This is a genomic window from Streptomyces platensis (genome assembly GCF_008704855.1).
Lineage (GTDB): Bacteria > Actinomycetota > Actinomycetes > Streptomycetales > Streptomycetaceae > Streptomyces > Streptomyces platensis.
Map to the genome: position 1 here is coordinate 2,959,653 of NZ_CP023691.1, position 15,380 is coordinate 2,975,032.

The 15,380-nt window shown below is 72.0% G+C and carries 14 protein-coding genes; 3 read left to right on the forward strand and 11 right to left on the reverse strand.

All coding sequences use genetic code 11. From position 1 onward, the window contains the following. Positions 1-67: 67 nt before the first annotated feature. The 3 genes from era to CP981_RS13045 all read right to left on the reverse strand — a co-directional run bounded on the left by era (position 68) and on the right by CP981_RS13045 (position 2,508). Positions 68-1,015 carry a GTPase Era gene (era, locus tag CP981_RS13035; protein ID WP_018088190.1) on the reverse strand — a complete coding sequence of 316 codons (948 nt, stop codon included), beginning with the start codon at positions 1,013-1,015 and terminating at the stop codon, positions 68-70. 127 nt (positions 1,016-1,142) lie between these two features. Further along, positions 1,143-1,508 carry a cytidine/deoxycytidylate deaminase family protein gene (locus tag CP981_RS13040; protein ID WP_085927102.1) on the reverse strand — a complete coding sequence of 122 codons (366 nt, stop codon included), beginning with the start codon at positions 1,506-1,508 and terminating at the stop codon, positions 1,143-1,145. A 109-nt stretch (positions 1,509-1,617) separates the two neighbouring features. Next, on the reverse strand, positions 1,618-2,508 hold the full coding sequence (locus tag CP981_RS13045) for a helix-turn-helix transcriptional regulator (RefSeq protein WP_085927062.1): 891 nt from the start codon (positions 2,506-2,508) through the stop codon (positions 1,618-1,620). Positions 2,509-2,598: 90 nt separating this feature from the next. Between CP981_RS13045 and CP981_RS13050 the strand changes: the two genes are divergently transcribed. Next, positions 2,599-4,092, forward strand: coding sequence for an MFS transporter (locus tag CP981_RS13050; RefSeq protein ID WP_085927061.1), 1,494 nt, complete (start codon positions 2,599-2,601; stop codon positions 4,090-4,092). 247 nt (positions 4,093-4,339) lie between these two features. On the opposite strand, the gene CP981_RS13055 is transcribed toward CP981_RS13050, so the two are convergent. From CP981_RS13055 to CP981_RS13070, 4 genes are all read right to left on the reverse strand, one after another. Then, positions 4,340-5,683 (reverse strand): hemolysin family protein, encoded by a 1,344-nt coding sequence (locus CP981_RS13055; protein WP_085927060.1) that lies wholly within the window; start codon positions 5,681-5,683, stop codon positions 4,340-4,342. A gap of 11 nt (positions 5,684-5,694) precedes the next feature. Then, a complete protein-coding gene (gene ybeY / locus CP981_RS13060; RefSeq protein WP_085927059.1) occupies positions 5,695-6,192 on the reverse strand; it encodes an rRNA maturation RNase YbeY in 498 nt (165 codons plus the stop codon). 94 nt (positions 6,193-6,286) lie between these two features. Beyond that, complete coding sequence (locus CP981_RS13065; protein ID WP_085927058.1) at positions 6,287-7,291, reverse strand: PhoH family protein; 1,005 nt, start codon at positions 7,289-7,291, stop codon at positions 6,287-6,289. 197 nt (positions 7,292-7,488) lie between these two features. Continuing rightward, positions 7,489-8,634, reverse strand: coding sequence for a carbohydrate kinase family protein (locus CP981_RS13070; RefSeq protein ID WP_085927057.1), 1,146 nt, complete (start codon positions 8,632-8,634; stop codon positions 7,489-7,491). 66 nt (positions 8,635-8,700) lie between these two features. On the opposite strand from CP981_RS13070, the gene CP981_RS13075 reads away from it, so the two are divergent. Then, positions 8,701-10,023: a 6-phospho-beta-glucosidase gene (locus CP981_RS13075; RefSeq protein WP_107429575.1), complete on the forward strand. Its 1,323-nt coding sequence runs from the start codon at positions 8,701-8,703 to the stop codon at positions 10,021-10,023. Between the two features lie 68 nt (positions 10,024-10,091). On the opposite strand, the gene CP981_RS13080 is transcribed toward CP981_RS13075, so the two are convergent. Next, the gene (locus CP981_RS13080; protein WP_167536091.1) at positions 10,092-10,412 is read right to left on the reverse strand and encodes a hypothetical protein; all 321 of its coding nucleotides are present in this window, start codon (positions 10,410-10,412) and stop codon (positions 10,092-10,094) included. Positions 10,413-10,879: 467 nt separating this feature from the next. Between CP981_RS13080 and CP981_RS13085 the strand changes: the two genes are divergently transcribed. After that, positions 10,880-11,614, forward strand: coding sequence for a DUF4232 domain-containing protein (locus CP981_RS13085; protein ID WP_085928429.1), 735 nt, complete (start codon positions 10,880-10,882; stop codon positions 11,612-11,614). 240 nt (positions 11,615-11,854) lie between these two features. On the opposite strand, the gene CP981_RS13090 is transcribed toward CP981_RS13085, so the two are convergent. The 3 genes from CP981_RS13090 to CP981_RS13100 all read right to left on the reverse strand — a co-directional run bounded on the left by CP981_RS13090 (position 11,855) and on the right by CP981_RS13100 (position 15,206). Continuing rightward, the gene (locus tag CP981_RS13090; RefSeq protein ID WP_085928430.1) at positions 11,855-12,484 is read right to left on the reverse strand and encodes an MBL fold metallo-hydrolase; all 630 of its coding nucleotides are present in this window, start codon (positions 12,482-12,484) and stop codon (positions 11,855-11,857) included. Continuing rightward, positions 12,484-13,569 carry an S-(hydroxymethyl)mycothiol dehydrogenase gene (locus CP981_RS13095; RefSeq protein ID WP_085928431.1) on the reverse strand — a complete coding sequence of 362 codons (1,086 nt, stop codon included), beginning with the start codon at positions 13,567-13,569 and terminating at the stop codon, positions 12,484-12,486. Before CP981_RS13095 ends, CP981_RS13090 begins: the two co-directional genes overlap by 1 nt. Positions 13,570-13,865: 296 nt before the next feature. Next, positions 13,866-15,206, reverse strand: coding sequence for an enolase C-terminal domain-like protein (locus CP981_RS13100; RefSeq protein ID WP_085928432.1), 1,341 nt, complete (start codon positions 15,204-15,206; stop codon positions 13,866-13,868). Between the last annotated feature and the right edge of the window lie 174 nt (positions 15,207-15,380).

A 15,380-nucleotide genomic window follows, 5' to 3' on the forward strand; every position in this document is an offset into this window, starting at 1 on the left:
GGAGCCGGGGCGCCGGACCCGGTGCGTGGCGCAGGGCCGTCGGCCGGGCCCCCGGGCCGGAGTGGCCTCAGAAGCCCAGCTTGCGCAGCTGCTTCGGGTCGCGCTGCCAGTCCTTGGCGACCTTGACGTGCAGATCCAGGAAGACGGGCGTGCCCAGCAGCGCCTCGATGTGCTTGCGGGACTTCATGCCGACCTCCTTCAGGCGCTTGCCCTTGGGGCCGATGATGATGCCCTTCTGGCTGGGGCGCTCGATGTAGACATTGGCGTGGATGTCGAGGAGCGGCTTGTCGGCCGGGCGGTCCTCCCGCGGCAGCATCTCCTCGACGACCACCGCGATGGAGTGCGGCAGCTCGTCGCGGACGCCTTCCAGCGCCGCCTCGCGGATCAGCTCGGCGACCATGACCTGCTCGGGCTCGTCGGTGAGGTCGCCCTCGGGGTAGAGCGGCGGGCTCTCCGGGAGCATCGGAACCAGCAGGTCGGCGAGGAGGGACACCTGGGTGTCACCGACCGCCGAGACCGGGATGATCTCGGCCCATTCGATGCCCAGTTCCTTGCCGAGCTGGTCGATGGCGATCAGCTGGGCGGCCAGTGCCTTGGAGTCGACCAGGTCGGTCTTGGTGACGATGGCGACCTTGGGGGTCTTCTTGATGTCGGCCAGCTCACCGGCGATGTAGCGGTCGCCGGGGCCGATCTTCTGGTCGGCGGGCAGACAGAAGCCGATCACATCGACCTCGGACCAGGTGGTGCGCACGACATCGTTCAGCCGCTCGCCCAGCAGCGTGCGCGGCTTGTGCAGGCCGGGGGTGTCGACGAGGACCAGCTGGGCCTCGGGGCGGTGCACGATGCCGCGGACCGTGTGGCGGGTGGTCTGCGGGCGGTTGGAGGTGATGGCCACCTTCGTGCCGACGAGCGCGTTCGTCAGGGTCGACTTGCCGGCATTGGGACGGCCGACGAAGCAGGCGAAGCCCGCACGGTGCGCGGCGGAGGACTCGGTACGAACGCTCATGGCGCCCATTCTCCCCGATCCCGGGCGCGCCTCCGACCATCCCGGTCCGGAGACGGCCGGCGGGGGGCGGGAACGGCGCGGGGCGGCCCTCCGCTGCCGGCGGGCCGCCCCGTGCGCCGTCGTACGGCCGGCCGGCTCAGGCCGGGGTCCCGCCCGCCGGGACGGTGCTGCGCAGAGTGCCGTCGAGGCCCGCGAGCAGCACCGGCGTATCGGGGCCGCCGAGGTCCCGTACGGCCGCGCGGTCGGCGTCGCTGGCGTGCTCGGCGTCGGTGACCACGGCCGCGGCTTCCAGGGACGTGGCCCCGCTGGCGACGGCCATCGCGACGGCGGTCCGGAGCGCGCTGAGCTGTAGCGAGTCCAGGGCGACGGTGCCGGCGACATAGGTGCGGCCGGTCTCGTCGCGGACGGCGGCGCCCTCGGGCACGCCGTTACGGGCCCGCGCCGAGCGCGCGAGCGTGATGATCTTGCGGTCTTCGGGGTCCAGCGGTGCGGCTTCGCTCATACGGGCGAGCATATGCGGGGCGGTGGAAGGACCGTGGCAAGGGGCGCCGGGCCGGTCCGCTCAACGGGCGCCCGCCCCGGGCCGCGCTCCCCCGGGCCGCCCCGGGCCGTCAGCCCGCGACCGAGGACATCCCGCCGCGCCGGCCCTCCGGAGAGGTGAGCCACGCCATCTTGTCCGCGGTGTCCGTCTCCGGAAGCGGATTGTGCAGCACGACATTGAGATCGGGACGGGCCGGCAGCCGCAGCTGGGTGACCTCGAAGAACAGCGCCCCGACCAGCGGATGGTGCAACTCCTTCTGCCGCTGGCCGCCGTCCTGCACATCGCCGCGCCCCCACAGCGCGGCGAACTCCTCGCTGCACGCGGTGGCCTCGCCGACCACCTCGTCGAAGCCCTCGTCGCCGGGCCGCGCCGACCACGCGGCGCGGTACTCCGCCACCACCGAGGGGGCGTTCTCCTCCCAGCTCGCCGCCCGCGCACGGTAGACGGGGTCGGTGAAGAAAGCGATCAGGCAGTTCGGCGAGACCCCGGGGCGGCCGTGGCCGAGCACCAGCCCCGCCGCGTCGTTGTAGGAGACGATGTTCCAGTACGGGTCCATGATGTGCGCCGGGGACGGCATCCAGGCGTCGATCAGCCGCTGGAGGCCCGCGGACACATCGGTGCGGCCCAGCTCCTCGGCGTCCTGCCGCAGCGGCGGGTTCAGCCCGGCGAGGACGTACAGATGCCGGCGCTCGGCGCCGCTGAGCCGCAGGACCCGGGCGACCGAGTCCAGCACCTGCGGCGAGACGGTGATGTCCCGGCCCTGCTCCAGCCACTGGTACCAGGACGCGCCGACCCCGGCGAGCACGGCGACCTCCTCGCGGCGCAGGCCCGGGGTGCGGCGGCGGCCGCCGTCGGGCAGTCCCGCCTCGGCGGGGGTGACCCGGGCGCGACGGCTGCGGAGGAAGTCGCGCAGGTCCTGGCGGCGGCGCGCGGTGTCCGGGTTGGCTGCGTTCGTGGCCACGTTCTCCCCCTGTTCGGCGTGGCTGGTGGTGCGGACACCACGATAAGTTCCCGCTCCCCACGCGGTGTTCCGGGGCCGCAGCCTCGTCCTATGCCGATAACCGACAGCACCGTTGCTCCCGATACACCGACGGGCGCCGCCCCCGCGCCCGTCGCCGCCCCGCACGCCGCGCCCGCCGCCGCGCGGATGACCCGGCGCGCCCAGCTGATCCTGCTGCTCCTGTGCGGCGCGCAGTTCATCATCGCGCTGGACTTCTCCATCCTGAATGTGGCGCTTCCGGTGCTCGGCCGGGACCTGGGGATGGACCAGGCCGATCTCCAGTGGGCGGTCACCGCGTTCGCCCTGCCCTCGGGCGGTTTCCTGCTGCTGTCCGGCCGGATCGCCGATCTCTTCGGGCGGCGCCGGCTGTTCCTCATCGGGCTCGGGCTGTTCACCGCGGCCTCGGTGCTGGCCGCGCTGGCCTGGTCCCCGGCGGTCTTCCTGGCCGGGCGGGCGCTTCAGGGCCTGGGCGCGGCGGTCATCGTGCCCACCGGGATGTCGCTGCTCACCACCACCTTCGCCGAGGGCCCGCAGCGTGCACGCGCACTGGGCATCAGCGGCACCGTGCTCTCGATGGGCTTCACCATCGGCATGGTGCTGGGCGGGGTGCTGACCGATGCGCTGGGCTGGCGCTCCACCATGGGCCTGCTGTCCGTGGCCGGGGTGGCCGTCCTGGTGGGCGCGCCGCTGCTGCTGACCGAGTCGCGGCATCCCGAGCGGCCGCGGATCGACGTGCCCGGCGCGGTGACCGTCACCGGCGGGCTGCTGTCGCTGATCTACGCCCTGTCGACCGCCGCCGAGCAGGGCTTCGGCCGCCCGGACGTGCTGGTGACGCTGCTCGCGGGGGTGGGGCTGCTGGCCGCGTTCGTGGTGGTGGAGTCGCGGGCCGCGCAGCCGCTGGTGTCGCTGCCGATGCTGCGCCGCCGGACCGTCGCCTGGGGCAATCTGGCGGGCCTGACGACCTTCGCGATGATGAGCACGGTCGTCTTCCTGCTGACGCTCTACCTCCAGGAAGTGCTGCGGCTGTCCCCCTTCCACACGGGCCTGGTGTTCGGGGTGCAGGGTGTGGTCTCGGCGTGCGCCGGCCTCGTCGCCCCGAAGGTCATCGGCCGGTTCGGTGCCCACCGCACCCTGCCGGCCGGGCTGCTGATCCAGGCGGGTTTCACGGCCGCGCTGCTGGGGCTGGGCACCGGCAGCGGTCTGTGGCTGGCCCTGACCGGGGTGGCCCTCGGCAGCCTCGGCCATCTGTGGGCGATCATCTCGTACGGCGTGACCGCGACCGCCGGGGTGCCGGACGCCGAACAGGGTCTGGCCACCGGGCTGGTCACCAGTTCGCAGCAGGTGGGCATCACCCTCGGCATTCCGCTGCTGAGCGCGGTCGCCTCGGCGCATATCGCCGGACTGCGGGCGGACGGCATAGGCTTCGCCCAGGCCACTCTCGGCGGCATCAAGCTGGCGCTGGGCCTGGACGCGGCGCTGCTCGCGGTGGTCGCGCTGCTGGTGGCGGCCGGGCTGCGGACGGTGCGTCCGGCGCGCCGCGGCTGAGGAAGAAGGTGGTTGCCCCGGTCCCCCGTCGCCGGGGCAACCTGCGCTACAGGATTTCTCACGCATTGCGGTCACGCGTCGGCGACCGCTCGAAGATCCTTCCATGGCGCCTGCCGCGGAATCCAGCTTCCCCGGATATGGCTTGCAGAACATTTCTGCTGCACTGGAGATAAGTAGCCGCGCGGCGTGCGGCAGCGGGATTTATTCCCGGCAGCACCAGGAATTACGCGGCGAATTCCGCGGATGTTCAGCCGGCGGTGCGGCCGCCCGCCGCCGATTCCTCGGCGGCGCTCGCGCCCGCCGTCCGTACCGGCTCGCACAGCACCGTAATGATCTTGTTGCGGCGGCCGGCCGGGGATTCCGCGGTCAGCCGCAGCGCCTTCAGCGCCGGGTCGGAGGCGTCACCGGAGAGGTCGACCTCGGCAGTGGCACCGGCGATCGGGACCCGGCCGAGGAGCTTGGCGAGCAGTCCGCCGACGGTTTCGACGTCCTCGTCGTCCAGCTCGGCCAGGCCGTACAGCTCACCGAGGTCGCCGATGTCCAGCCGGGAGGTGACGCGATAGCGGCCGTCGCCGAGATCCTCGACGGGCGGCAGTTCCCGGTCGTATTCATCGGTGATCTCGCCGACGATCTCTTCCAGAATGTCCTCGATGGTGACAATACCGGCGGTGCCGCCGTATTCATCGATCACCACCGCGACATGATTGCGGTCCTGCTGCATTTCCCGCAGCAGATCACCGGCATTCTTGGTGTCGGGAACGAAAACGGCGGGGCGCATGGCCGTGGAGACCAGCTCGGACTCGGCGTCGCGGCTGATGTGGACCTTGCGGGCCAGGTCCTTGAGGTAGACGACGCCGACGATGTCGTCCTCGTTCTCACCGGTCACCGGGATACGGGAGAAGCCGGAGCGCAGGGCGAGGGTCAGCGCCTGGCGGATGGTCTTGAACCGCTCGACGGCCACCAGATCCGTACGCGGCACCATCACCTCACGGACGAGGGTGTCGCCGAGCTGGAAGACGGAGTGCACCATCCGGCGCTCCTCGTCCTCGATCAGCGACTCCTTCTCCGCGAGGTCCACCAGGGAGCGCAGCTCGGCCTCGGAGGCGAACGGGCCCTTGCGGAAGCCCTTGCCGGGGGTCAGGGCGTTGCCGAGGAGGATCAGCAGCTGCGGGATGGGGCCCATGATGCGGGCCAGCGGCAGCAGGACGTAGGCGGCGGCGGTCGCGGTGTTCAGCGGGTGCTGGCGGCCGATCGTCCGCGGTGAGACGCCGACGGCGACATAGGAGACCAGCACCATCACGGCGATGGCGACGGTCAGCGCCTCCCAGGTCGCGTCGAAGGAACGCAGACAGGCGTAGGTCACCAGGACCCCGGCGGCCATCTCGCAGCCGACCCGCACCAGCAGGGCGACATTGAGATAGCGGGTGGGGTCGGCGGCGACGGCGGCGAGCCTGGCGCTGCCGCGGCGGCCGGAGCGGACGGCTTCCTCGGCCCGGAAGCTGGTCGTCCGGGCCAGCCCGGCCTCCGCGCAGGCGGCGAGCCAGGCGATCACGACGAGCAGGACCGCGACCGCGATCAGCTGGGTGGTCATCGGCTGTCCCGTCAGGTCACGGTGGGGGCCGGAGAGGGGCCGGTCAGGCCCCGCTCGGCACGCCAGCCGTCAACGATCGCCGCCTGGAGACCGAACATCTCGGCCTTCTCGTCCGGCTCCTCGTGGTCGTAGCCGAGGAGGTGGAGCACCCCGTGGACGGTGAGCAGCTGGAGCTCCTCGTCCATGCTGTGCCCGGTCGGCGCCTCCTCGCCCTGCTTCTTGGCGACCTCCGGGCAGAGCACGATGTCACCGAGGAGGCCCTGCGGGGGCTCCTCGTCGTCCTTGGCCGGCGGACGCAGCTCGTCCATGGGGAAGGACATGACATCGGTCGGCCCCGGCAGGTCCATCCACTGGATATGGAGCTGCTCCATGGCCTCGGCGTCGACGACGATCACGGACAGCTCGGAGAGCGGGTGGATGCGCATCCGGGCGACGGCATAGCGGGCGACATCCAGGATGGCCTGCTCGTCGATCTCGGTGCCGGACTCGTTGTTGACGTCGATGGACATGGGGAGGGTTGCTTCTCGCTTCTCGGGCCCGGCCCGATGGTTGCTGGGACCGCGGGTCGTGCACCCCGGCCGGCCGGGTGGCCGGCCGGCGGGCTCACGTGCCGTTGCGGCTGTCGTACTTCTCGTAGGCGTCGACGATACGGCCGACGAGCTTGTGCCGGACCACGTCCTTGCTGGTGAGCAGGGAGAAATGCACATCGTCGACGCCGTCCAGGATGTCCCGGACCTGGCGCAGACCGCTCTTCGTGCCGCCCGGGAGGTCGACCTGGGTGACATCGCCGGTGATGACGATCTTCGAGTCGAAGCCCAGGCGGGTGAGGAACATCTTCATCTGCTCGGGGTTCGTGTTCTGCGCCTCGTCGAGAATGATGAAGGCGTCATTCAGGGTCCGGCCGCGCATGTACGCCAGCGGCGCGACCTCGATCGTCCCGGCGGCCATCAGGCGCGGGATGGAGTCGGGGTCGAGCATGTCGTGCAGCGCGTCGTAGAGCGGGCGCAGATAGGGGTCGATCTTCTCGTAGAGCGTGCCGGGCAGGAAGCCGAGCCGCTCACCGGCCTCGACCGCGGGGCGGGTCAGGATGATGCGGTTGACCTGCTTGGCCTGGAGCGCCTGGACGGCCTTCGCCATGGCGAGGTAGGTCTTGCCGGTGCCCGCCGGGCCGATGCCGAAGACGACGGTGTGCTCGTCGATGGCGTCGACATAGCGCTTCTGGTTGAGGGTCTTGGGCCGGATCGTCCGGCCGCGGTTGGAGAGGATGTTCTGCGTGAGCACCTCGGCGGGTGTCTCGCTCACCGCGCCCTCGCCGTCCTCCGCCGCGCGCAGCATGGCGATGGACCGTTCCACTGCGTCCTCCGTCATCGGTTGTCCGGTGCGGAGCACCAGCATCATCTCGTCGAAGAGGCGCTGGATGAGAGCCACTTCCCGGGCGTCACCGACAGCGCTGACCTCATTGCCCCGGACGTGGATGTCGGTCGCCGGGAAGGCCTTTTCGATCACGCGCAGAAGGGAGTCACCGGATCCCAGGACCGTCACCATCGGGTGCTTGGCCGGGACGGTGAACTGGGCGCGCGCCTGCGGTTGCGTGGGTGTCTGAGTCATAAGGCGGCTCGGTGGCCTGCTCAACCCCCATCCTTTGCTAATAAGAGGTGCCTGCCTGCACTCGACTCCTTGGGATACAAGAGTACGACGGAGCACTGACAGGCCCGAGGGCTTTTCCCGCCGGGGCGGGCGGCGCGGGCACCCCGCCCGTTTTCCCGGGGCGGCGGCCGACCGCGCCGGACCTGCGCCGCGGCGGCTCAGGCCGGGGGGCGGAAGCCGATGGTGGGGACGGCGCGGGCCAGCGGCGCGGGCCGGTAGGCCGCGGGCAGCACCTCGTCCAGGAAGGCGTACTGGCGGCGCAGCACGCCCGGTGCGCCCGCCTCATAGGCCCGCACCTGCTGCCACCAGGCGGCGATCTCCGCCCAGCCCGGCGCGGACAGCGAACCGCCGAATTCCTGCACGGACAGCGCGGCGGACAGCCCCGCGAAGGCGAGCCGGTCGGTGAGCGGCCAGTCGGCGAGGGTGCCGGTGACGAATCCGGCGACGAAGACATCGCCGGCGCCGGTCGGGTCCAGCGCCTCCACGGCGATCGCGGGCACCTCGGCGCTCTCGCCGGTCCGGCCGTCCACCGCGTAGGCGCCCTGCGAACCCAGCGTGACCACCGCGAGCGGCACCCGGTCGGCGAGCTTGCGGGCGGCGGCGCGCGGGCAGTCCGTCCGGGTGTAGCGCATCGCCTCCTCGGCGTTGGGCAGGAACGCCTCGCAGTGCTCCAGGTCGGCGAGGTCGGCGGGGTCCCAGCGGCCGCTGTCGTCCCAGCCCACGTCCGCGAAGATGCGGCTGCCGCGGCCCGCCGCGCAGCCCAGCCAGGCCTCCCGCCGGCCCGGGACCAGCGAGGCGATGCAGGCGCGGGACGGCGGCGGGCAGCCGGGGGCGTGCTTGCCGTCGAAGGCGAAATCGGGCGGCGGCGCCTCGTGGCCGTGCGAGACCATCGTGCGCTCGCCCTCGTACGCCATGGAGACGGTGACCGGGGAGTGCCAGCCGGGGACGGTGCGGGACAAGGCCAGGTCGATGCCCTCGCCCTGTTCGAGCGCCTCCCAGCAGTACTCGCCGTAGTGGTCGTCGCCGAAGGCCGCGGCGAGCGAGGTGCGCAGCCCGAGCCGGGCCAGGGCGGTGGCCATGTTGGCGACGCCGCCGGGGCTGGAGCCCATCCCGCGGGCCCAGGACTCGGTGCCGCGGACCGGGGCGGAGTCCAGACCGGTGAAGATGATGTCCAGGAAGACCGAGCCGGTGAGGTAGACGTCGGTGCGCGGATCGCCGTCGGCGCGCACACCGGCCAGCGGGTCGAGGGCCGCGGGCACGGCGGCCGCGCCCGCGGGCGGAAGGTCATCGCGTCGGCTGCTCACCGTGCTCTCCCCTCTCGTATCTGCACGTGCCGCCAGTGTGCCTGATGCTGCGGTACGTTCCGCCCCATGAGGCTCACGATTCTGGGCGGGGGCGGTTTCCGGGTGCCGCTGGTCTACCGCGCCCTGCTGGACGACCCGGGGCGCGCCGTCTCCGAGGTGGTGCTGCACGACACCGATCCGCGCCGGGTGGCGGTGATCGCCGAGGTCCTGGCGCGGCTGGCGCAGGGGCATCCGGCGCCGGTGCCCGTACGGGTCGCGGAGGGCCTGGACGAGGCGCTGGCCGGCGCCGGCTTCGTCTTCTCGGCGATCCGGGTGGGCGGCACGGCGGGCCGGGTGCGGGACGAACGCATCCCGCTGTCCGAGGGCGTGCTCGGCCAGGAGACGGTCGGCGCGGGCGGTGTCCTCTACGGCCTGCGGACGATCCCGGTGGCGCTGCACATCGCCGAGCGGGTCGCGGCGCTCGCCCCGGAGGCCTGGGTCATCAACTTCACCAACCCCGCGGGCATGGTCACCGAGGCGATGTCCCAGGTGCTCGGCGACCGCGTCATCGGGATCTGCGATTCGCCGGTGGGGCTGGTGCGCCGCGCGGCGCGGGCGGCCGGTGCGGACCCGGACCGGGCCGGTTACGACTATGTGGGGCTCAACCACCTCGGCTGGCTGCGCTCGTTGACGCTGGACGGCACGGATCTGCTGCCGGGGCTGCTCGCCGACGAGGACGCGCTGGGCTCCTTCGAGGAGGGCAGGCTTTTCGGCGGGGACTGGCTGCGGACCCTGGGCGCGCTCCCGAACGAGTATCTGCACTACTACTACTTCCGCCGCGAGACCCTCGACTCCGTACGGGACACCCGGGAGACCCGCGGCGAGTTCCTCGACCAGCAGCAGGGCGGCTTCTTCGAGCGGGCCGCGGCGGCCGGCGGCCCGGACGCGGTGTACGCCCTGTGGGAGCGGACCCGGCTGGAGCGCGAGGAGACGTATATGGCGCACAGCCGGGAGGCCAGTGGCGGCTGGCAGCGCGACAGCCACGATCTGGAGGGCGGCGGCTACGACCGGGTGGCGCTGGCGCTGATGCACGGCATTCTGGGCGGCAGCGGCACCCGGCTGATCCTCAATGTCCGCAACGGGACGACCGTGCCGCAGCTGGCGCCGGACGCGATCGTGGAGACGGTGTGCGAGGTGACCGCACAGGGCGCCCGGCCACTGCCCTGCGCACCGCTGCGAGAGGACCAGTTGGGCCTGATGTTGCAGGTCAAGGCGGTGGAACGGGCAACCGTGGAGGCCGCCCTGTTCAAGGACCGGACCGCGGCACTACGGGCCCTGGCCCTGCACCCGCTGGTGGACTCCCCGACGGTGGCCGCCCGCATCCTGCGGCGGGCGGCCGGGGAGGGATAGGGACGGCCCCTGCCCCTCCCCCGCCGACGACCGGAGCCGAAGGGGTTACCCGAACGGCCGGGCAGACCTCAGGAGTTGGTGCACCGCTTGTATTCCTCCCGGAGGACGCCGGCCTTGTGGGCCGACTCCGACGCCATTGCGTCGTACCGCCTGATCTTCGCCGTGTCCGGGTGGGCCTTGGCCTGCTCCTTGGCGATGGCCAGCTGATACTCGTCAGTCTGGCGCTCGGCCTTGCGGGCGGGCGCCAGGTACTCCTTTTCGCAGTTGCGCCCGCTCACGGCAGCGGCGCCGGCAGACACCGCACCGGCCGGCGCGACCCCGGCGAACGTGATCCCGGCAACGGCGACCGTGGTGAAGGCCAGGGCCAGCGAGCGGCTTACTCCGCGCATGATGTGCATTCCCCCAGAAGAAGTTGAGTCGAACTGTCCGATCACGGACAGGAATTGACGGCTCGACATGACACTGGTCCGGCGCCATGCAGCTCGAACAGTGTATCGAATTGGGGGGTGCGGGCGGGCCCCCGGAATACCCTTCATGAGGGCGCGCGCGGATCGCGGAATACCCTCCACCCCCGCCACGTTGTGGCCCCGAGGGGGCGCCCGCACCCCCTACGGGAAGTGTTCGCCCCTCCCCTAAGGCATCTTCACCGGTCCGCCTGACGCCTGAGCGCCCGTCCGCCCCGTCGCCAACTACCCTCCCCAGCCCGCCCATTCGCGATGCCCCAGTCGCATTTGCCCTGCTCACCGCCGTGTTAGCCGGACGTTAGCGGGGCGGCAGCCTTGCGCTAGTGCCCCCGAGCAGAGTGGTGGCCGTACCGAGGAAACAGCGACACACCAACCGTCCTGGGGGACCCGAGATGAGCGCCAACACCACTGCCCGCACCGTCCGTCGCCGCAGCCTGCGGATCGCCGTGGCGGCCCTGACCGCGGCCGCCGGCCTGACGCTGACCGCCTGCTCCGGCTCGGACGCCAACACGGAGCCCGCGGGCCAGTCGGACGCGGGCACGGCCGTCGAGTCCAGCGGCACGGGCTCCTCGGCCAAGGAGCAGGGCTCCGGCGCTCAGACGGAATCCGGTGGCAAGGCGGACGCCAAGACCGACGCCAAGGCGGGCGCCGCGGCCAAGAAGCCCGGCACGAACGCCGCCGGCAGTGGCGGGTCCGGCTCGGGCGTCGATCGCTGTCACACCTCCGGTCTGAAGGCGGCGTTCGCCACGGGTGAGGACGCGGCCCCGGACCCGAACGCGGGCGGCTCGACGACCACCAGTGTCGTGCTGACCAACAAGGGCAGCCGCACCTGCAAGATCGGCGGCTTCCCGGGCGTGGACCTCAAGTCCGAGAACGGCGGCGAGCGCTGGTCGCTGACCCGCTCGTCGGCCAAGCACGGCTCGATCACCCTGGCGCCCGGCGACAGCACCGACTTCACCATCAACGTCGCCCTGACCAAGGAAGAAGAGGGCTTCTACCAGCCCGCCTTCGCGGACATCACGCCGCCCAACGAGACCAAGTCGCTCACCATCAAGTGGCCCTGGGGCACGCTCGTCGACCAGCGCAGCGCCACCCACCCGGCCACTTTCGTGAACCCCATCGGCTGACCACCTGGGCGCTGCCCGGACATCAGCCGGCAGCTCTCTGAGCCCGACCAGCTCAGAACGCACAGAGAGGTGTGGTGCGACGACAGCAAGGCCATCATGCCCATTTTCAACCGCTGACCGCTCTCCCCCCGGCGAGGACCCGTCCCGCCGACACTCGTCAAAAGTCCGCTGCCCCGGTGTGTCACACCGGGGCAGCGGACTTTTCGCGACCCCTGCGGACGCGCTCTGGGGCCCGCCGTTCTAGTGGCCCCGTTTGATCCACTCCTCCAGGTGCGGGGCCTCCGCCCCGATGGTCGTCGGATCGCCGTGTCCGGTGCGGACCTCCGTCTCCGGGGGCAGGGTCAGCAGCCGGTCCCGGATCGAGGCGACGATCGTCGGGAAGTCCGAGAAGGACCGGCCGGTGGCGCCGGGGCCACCCTGGAAGAGGGTGTCGCCGGTGAAGACGGTGCCCAGGTCGGGCGCGTGGAGGCAGACCCCGCCGGGGGCGTGGCCCGGGGTGTGCAGCACGGTCAGGTCCGTACCGGCGATGGTCAGCACCTGGCCGTCCGCCAGCTCCGCGTCCGGTGGGGTGTCCGGGTGGGTCATCTGCCACAACGGCAGGTCGGCGGGGTGCAGATGGATCCGGGCGCCGGTGCGGGAGGCGAGCGCCGGGGCGGCGTCGATGTGGTCGTTGTGCCCATGGGTGCAGATGATGGCGCGCAGCGTCCGGCCGCCGAGGGCCTCGACGATGGCGTCGGCGTCATGGGCGGCGTCGATGACGATCGCCTCGTCGTCGTCGCCGACGATCCAGACGTTGTTGTCGACGTCCCAGGTGCCGCCGTCGAGGGAGAAGGTGCCGGAGGTGACGAGGTGGTCGATGCGGGCCGCCATCAGAGGGTCACCACCGAACGCAGGACGTCGCCCGCGTGCATCCGCGCGAAGGCCTGCTCGACGTCCTCGATGCCGATGGTCTCGGTGACGAACGCCCCCAGGTCGATCCGGCCCTGGAGATGCAGATCGACCAGCATCGGGAAGTCGCGGGAGGGCAGACAGTCGCCGTACCAGGAGGACTTGAGGGCGCCGCCGCGGCCGAAGATGTCCAGGAGGGGGAGTTCCAGGGTCATCTCCGGGGTGGGGACGCCCACCAGGACGACGGTTCCGGCCAGGTCACGGGCGTAGAACGCCTGCCGGTAGGTCTCCGGGTTGCCGACCGCCTCGATGACGACGTCCGCGCCGAAGCCGCCGGTCAGCTCGCGGATCGCCTCGACGGGGTCGCTGGAGCGGGAGTTGACGGTATGGGTGGCGCCCATGGAGCGGGCGGTCTCCAGCTTGCGGTCGTCGATGTCCACCGCGATGATCTTGGCCGCGCCGGCCAGCCTGGCGCCCATCACGGCCGCGTCGCCGACCCCGCCGCAGCCGATGACCGCGACCGCGTCGCCGCGGGCGACGCCGCCGGTGTTGAGCGCGGCGCCCATGCCCGCCATCACGCCGCAGCCCAGCAGACCGGCCGCCGCGGGCGCGATCTCGGGGTTGACCTTGGTGCACTGTCCGGCGGCGACCAGCGTCTTGTCGGCGAAGGCGCCGATGCCCAGCGCGGGGCTCAGCTCCGTGCCGTCCTTCAGCGTCATCTTCTGCCGGGCGTTGTGGGTGTCGAAGCAGTACTGGGGGCGGCCGCGCAGACACGCCCGGCACTGGCCGCACACCGCCCGCCAGTTGAGGATGACGAAATCGCCGGGCGCCACATCGGTGACGCCGGAGCCGACCGACTCCACCACGCCGGCCGCCTCGTGCCCGAGCAGGAACGGGAAGTCGTCGTTGATGCCGCCCTGCTTGTAGTGCAGATCGGTGTGGCACACCCCGCACGTCCGGATCTTCACCACGGCCTCGCCGGGACCCGGGTCCGGCACCAGGATGGTCTCCAGCCGGACCGGTTCGTTCTTCCCCGGCGCAATCACGCCGCGCACTTCCTGTGCCATCGGGACAGCCCCTTTCAAAGATCACTTACGGGGACCACTGTGGCGCACCGCCACCGATCCGTGCCTCACCGTACGCGGGCCGGGCCACCGCGCACAGGACCACGGCCGGGTTCGTGATCTCTGTGGGCGGGCGCCGCGATCCGGGCGTCCGGGTAGCTCTGCGGGACCGTCCGGAACACCGGGGAGGACGTCTTGAAGCCCCTCCCCGCGAGACACCGGGCGGCCGGGCCGGGCCACGGTGCCGGGAGCAGGGGCGGGCCCCGGTGGCGGCCGGGCGCGTGGGCGGGCCCCCGGGGTCACCAGCGCGGAGTGGCGGGGGTGACCCAGCCGGGGTCCGCGTGCCGCATGGCGGCGGCGTCATCGCGGTCGCGCAGTCCGCCGTCGTCGGCCAGCCAGCGGCGGTGCAGTGCGGCGAGCCGGTCGCGGTCGAGGGTGATGCCGAGGCCGGGGGCGTCGCTGACGTCCACCCGGCCGTCGCGGAAGCCGATCCGCTCGGTGAGGACGTCCTCGGTCTGCCAGGGGTAGTGGCTGTCGCAGGCGTGGTCGAGGTGCGGCACGGTCGCCGCGACCTGGGTCATCGCGGCGAGGGTGATGCCCAGGTGGGTGTTGGAGTGCATGGACAGGCCGACGCCGAAGGTGCGGCAGACGGCGGCGAGTTCCCGGGTGTGACGCAACCCGCCCCAGTAGTGGTGGTCGGCGAGCACGATCTGGACGGCGTCCCGGGCGAACGCCTCGGCGATCTCGTCGAAGGTCGTCACGCACATGTTCGTGGCCAGCGGGAGGCCCGCCCGTCCGGAGGCGCCCGGCCGCGCCCCGCGCAGGGCGGCCGCCACCTCCGCCATCCCTGCCGTGCCGCTCGTCGGGTCCTCCAGATACTCCAGGACGCCCGCCAGCTCGTCCGCTACCCGGCAGGAAGTCGGCACGCTCCAGGCGCCGTTGGGGTCCAGGCGCAGCGGCCGCCCGGGGAACTCGGCGGCCAGCGCCCGGACCGCGGCGATCTCCTCGTCGGGCGGGAAGACGCCGCCCTTGAGTTTGAAGGAGGTGAAGCCGTGGGTGTCGGCGAACCGGCGGGCCTGGGCGACGACACCGGCGGGGTCGAGCGCCGCGCCCCAGTCGTCGGGTTCGCCGCGGCCGCCGGGGTGTTGGGCCCAGCGGTAGAAGAGGTAGGCGCTGAACTCCACGCGGTCGCGGACCTTGCCGCCGAGCAGGGCGTGTACGGGGAGTCCGGTGGTCCGGCCCCAGGCGTCCAGGCAGGCGACCTCGAAGCCGGAGAGGACGGAGAGCCGCAGTTTTCCGGCGGTCCGCACGCCGCGGAGCCCGCCGACGTGCACGGCACCGGCGCCGGTCGCGGCCGGCGGGTCGCCGCACACCTCGGCGGCCAGCTCGGGCAGTCCGTTCAGATCCGTGACCGACCGGCCGGTCAGCGCACCGGCCAGCGGCTGGGCCAGGGCCAGGTAAGCGGTGTCCCCGTAGGTCTCGCCGAGCCCGGTGGCGCCGCCCTCGGTGGCCACCTCGATGATCAGCCGTGGAGTGTACGGCTGGTGGACGCCCTGCGTGTTCAGCAGCGGCGGATCGGCCACCAGGACCGGGGTGAGCCGGACCTCGGTGATGGTGAGGCCGTGCCGGGCATCGGTCATCCAGAAGCTCCTACGGGCCGAGGGCTGTTCTCATATGTAGATGACGTCTACAGAGGGAGTGGGAGGTTAGGGATCCCGCACGGTGACCGTCAATACGCGCACCGCGGTCAGCTTTTACCAAGGGTTGAATCTGCGCGCGTAGATACGGATGTGAGGCTCTGTTAGACCTACGGG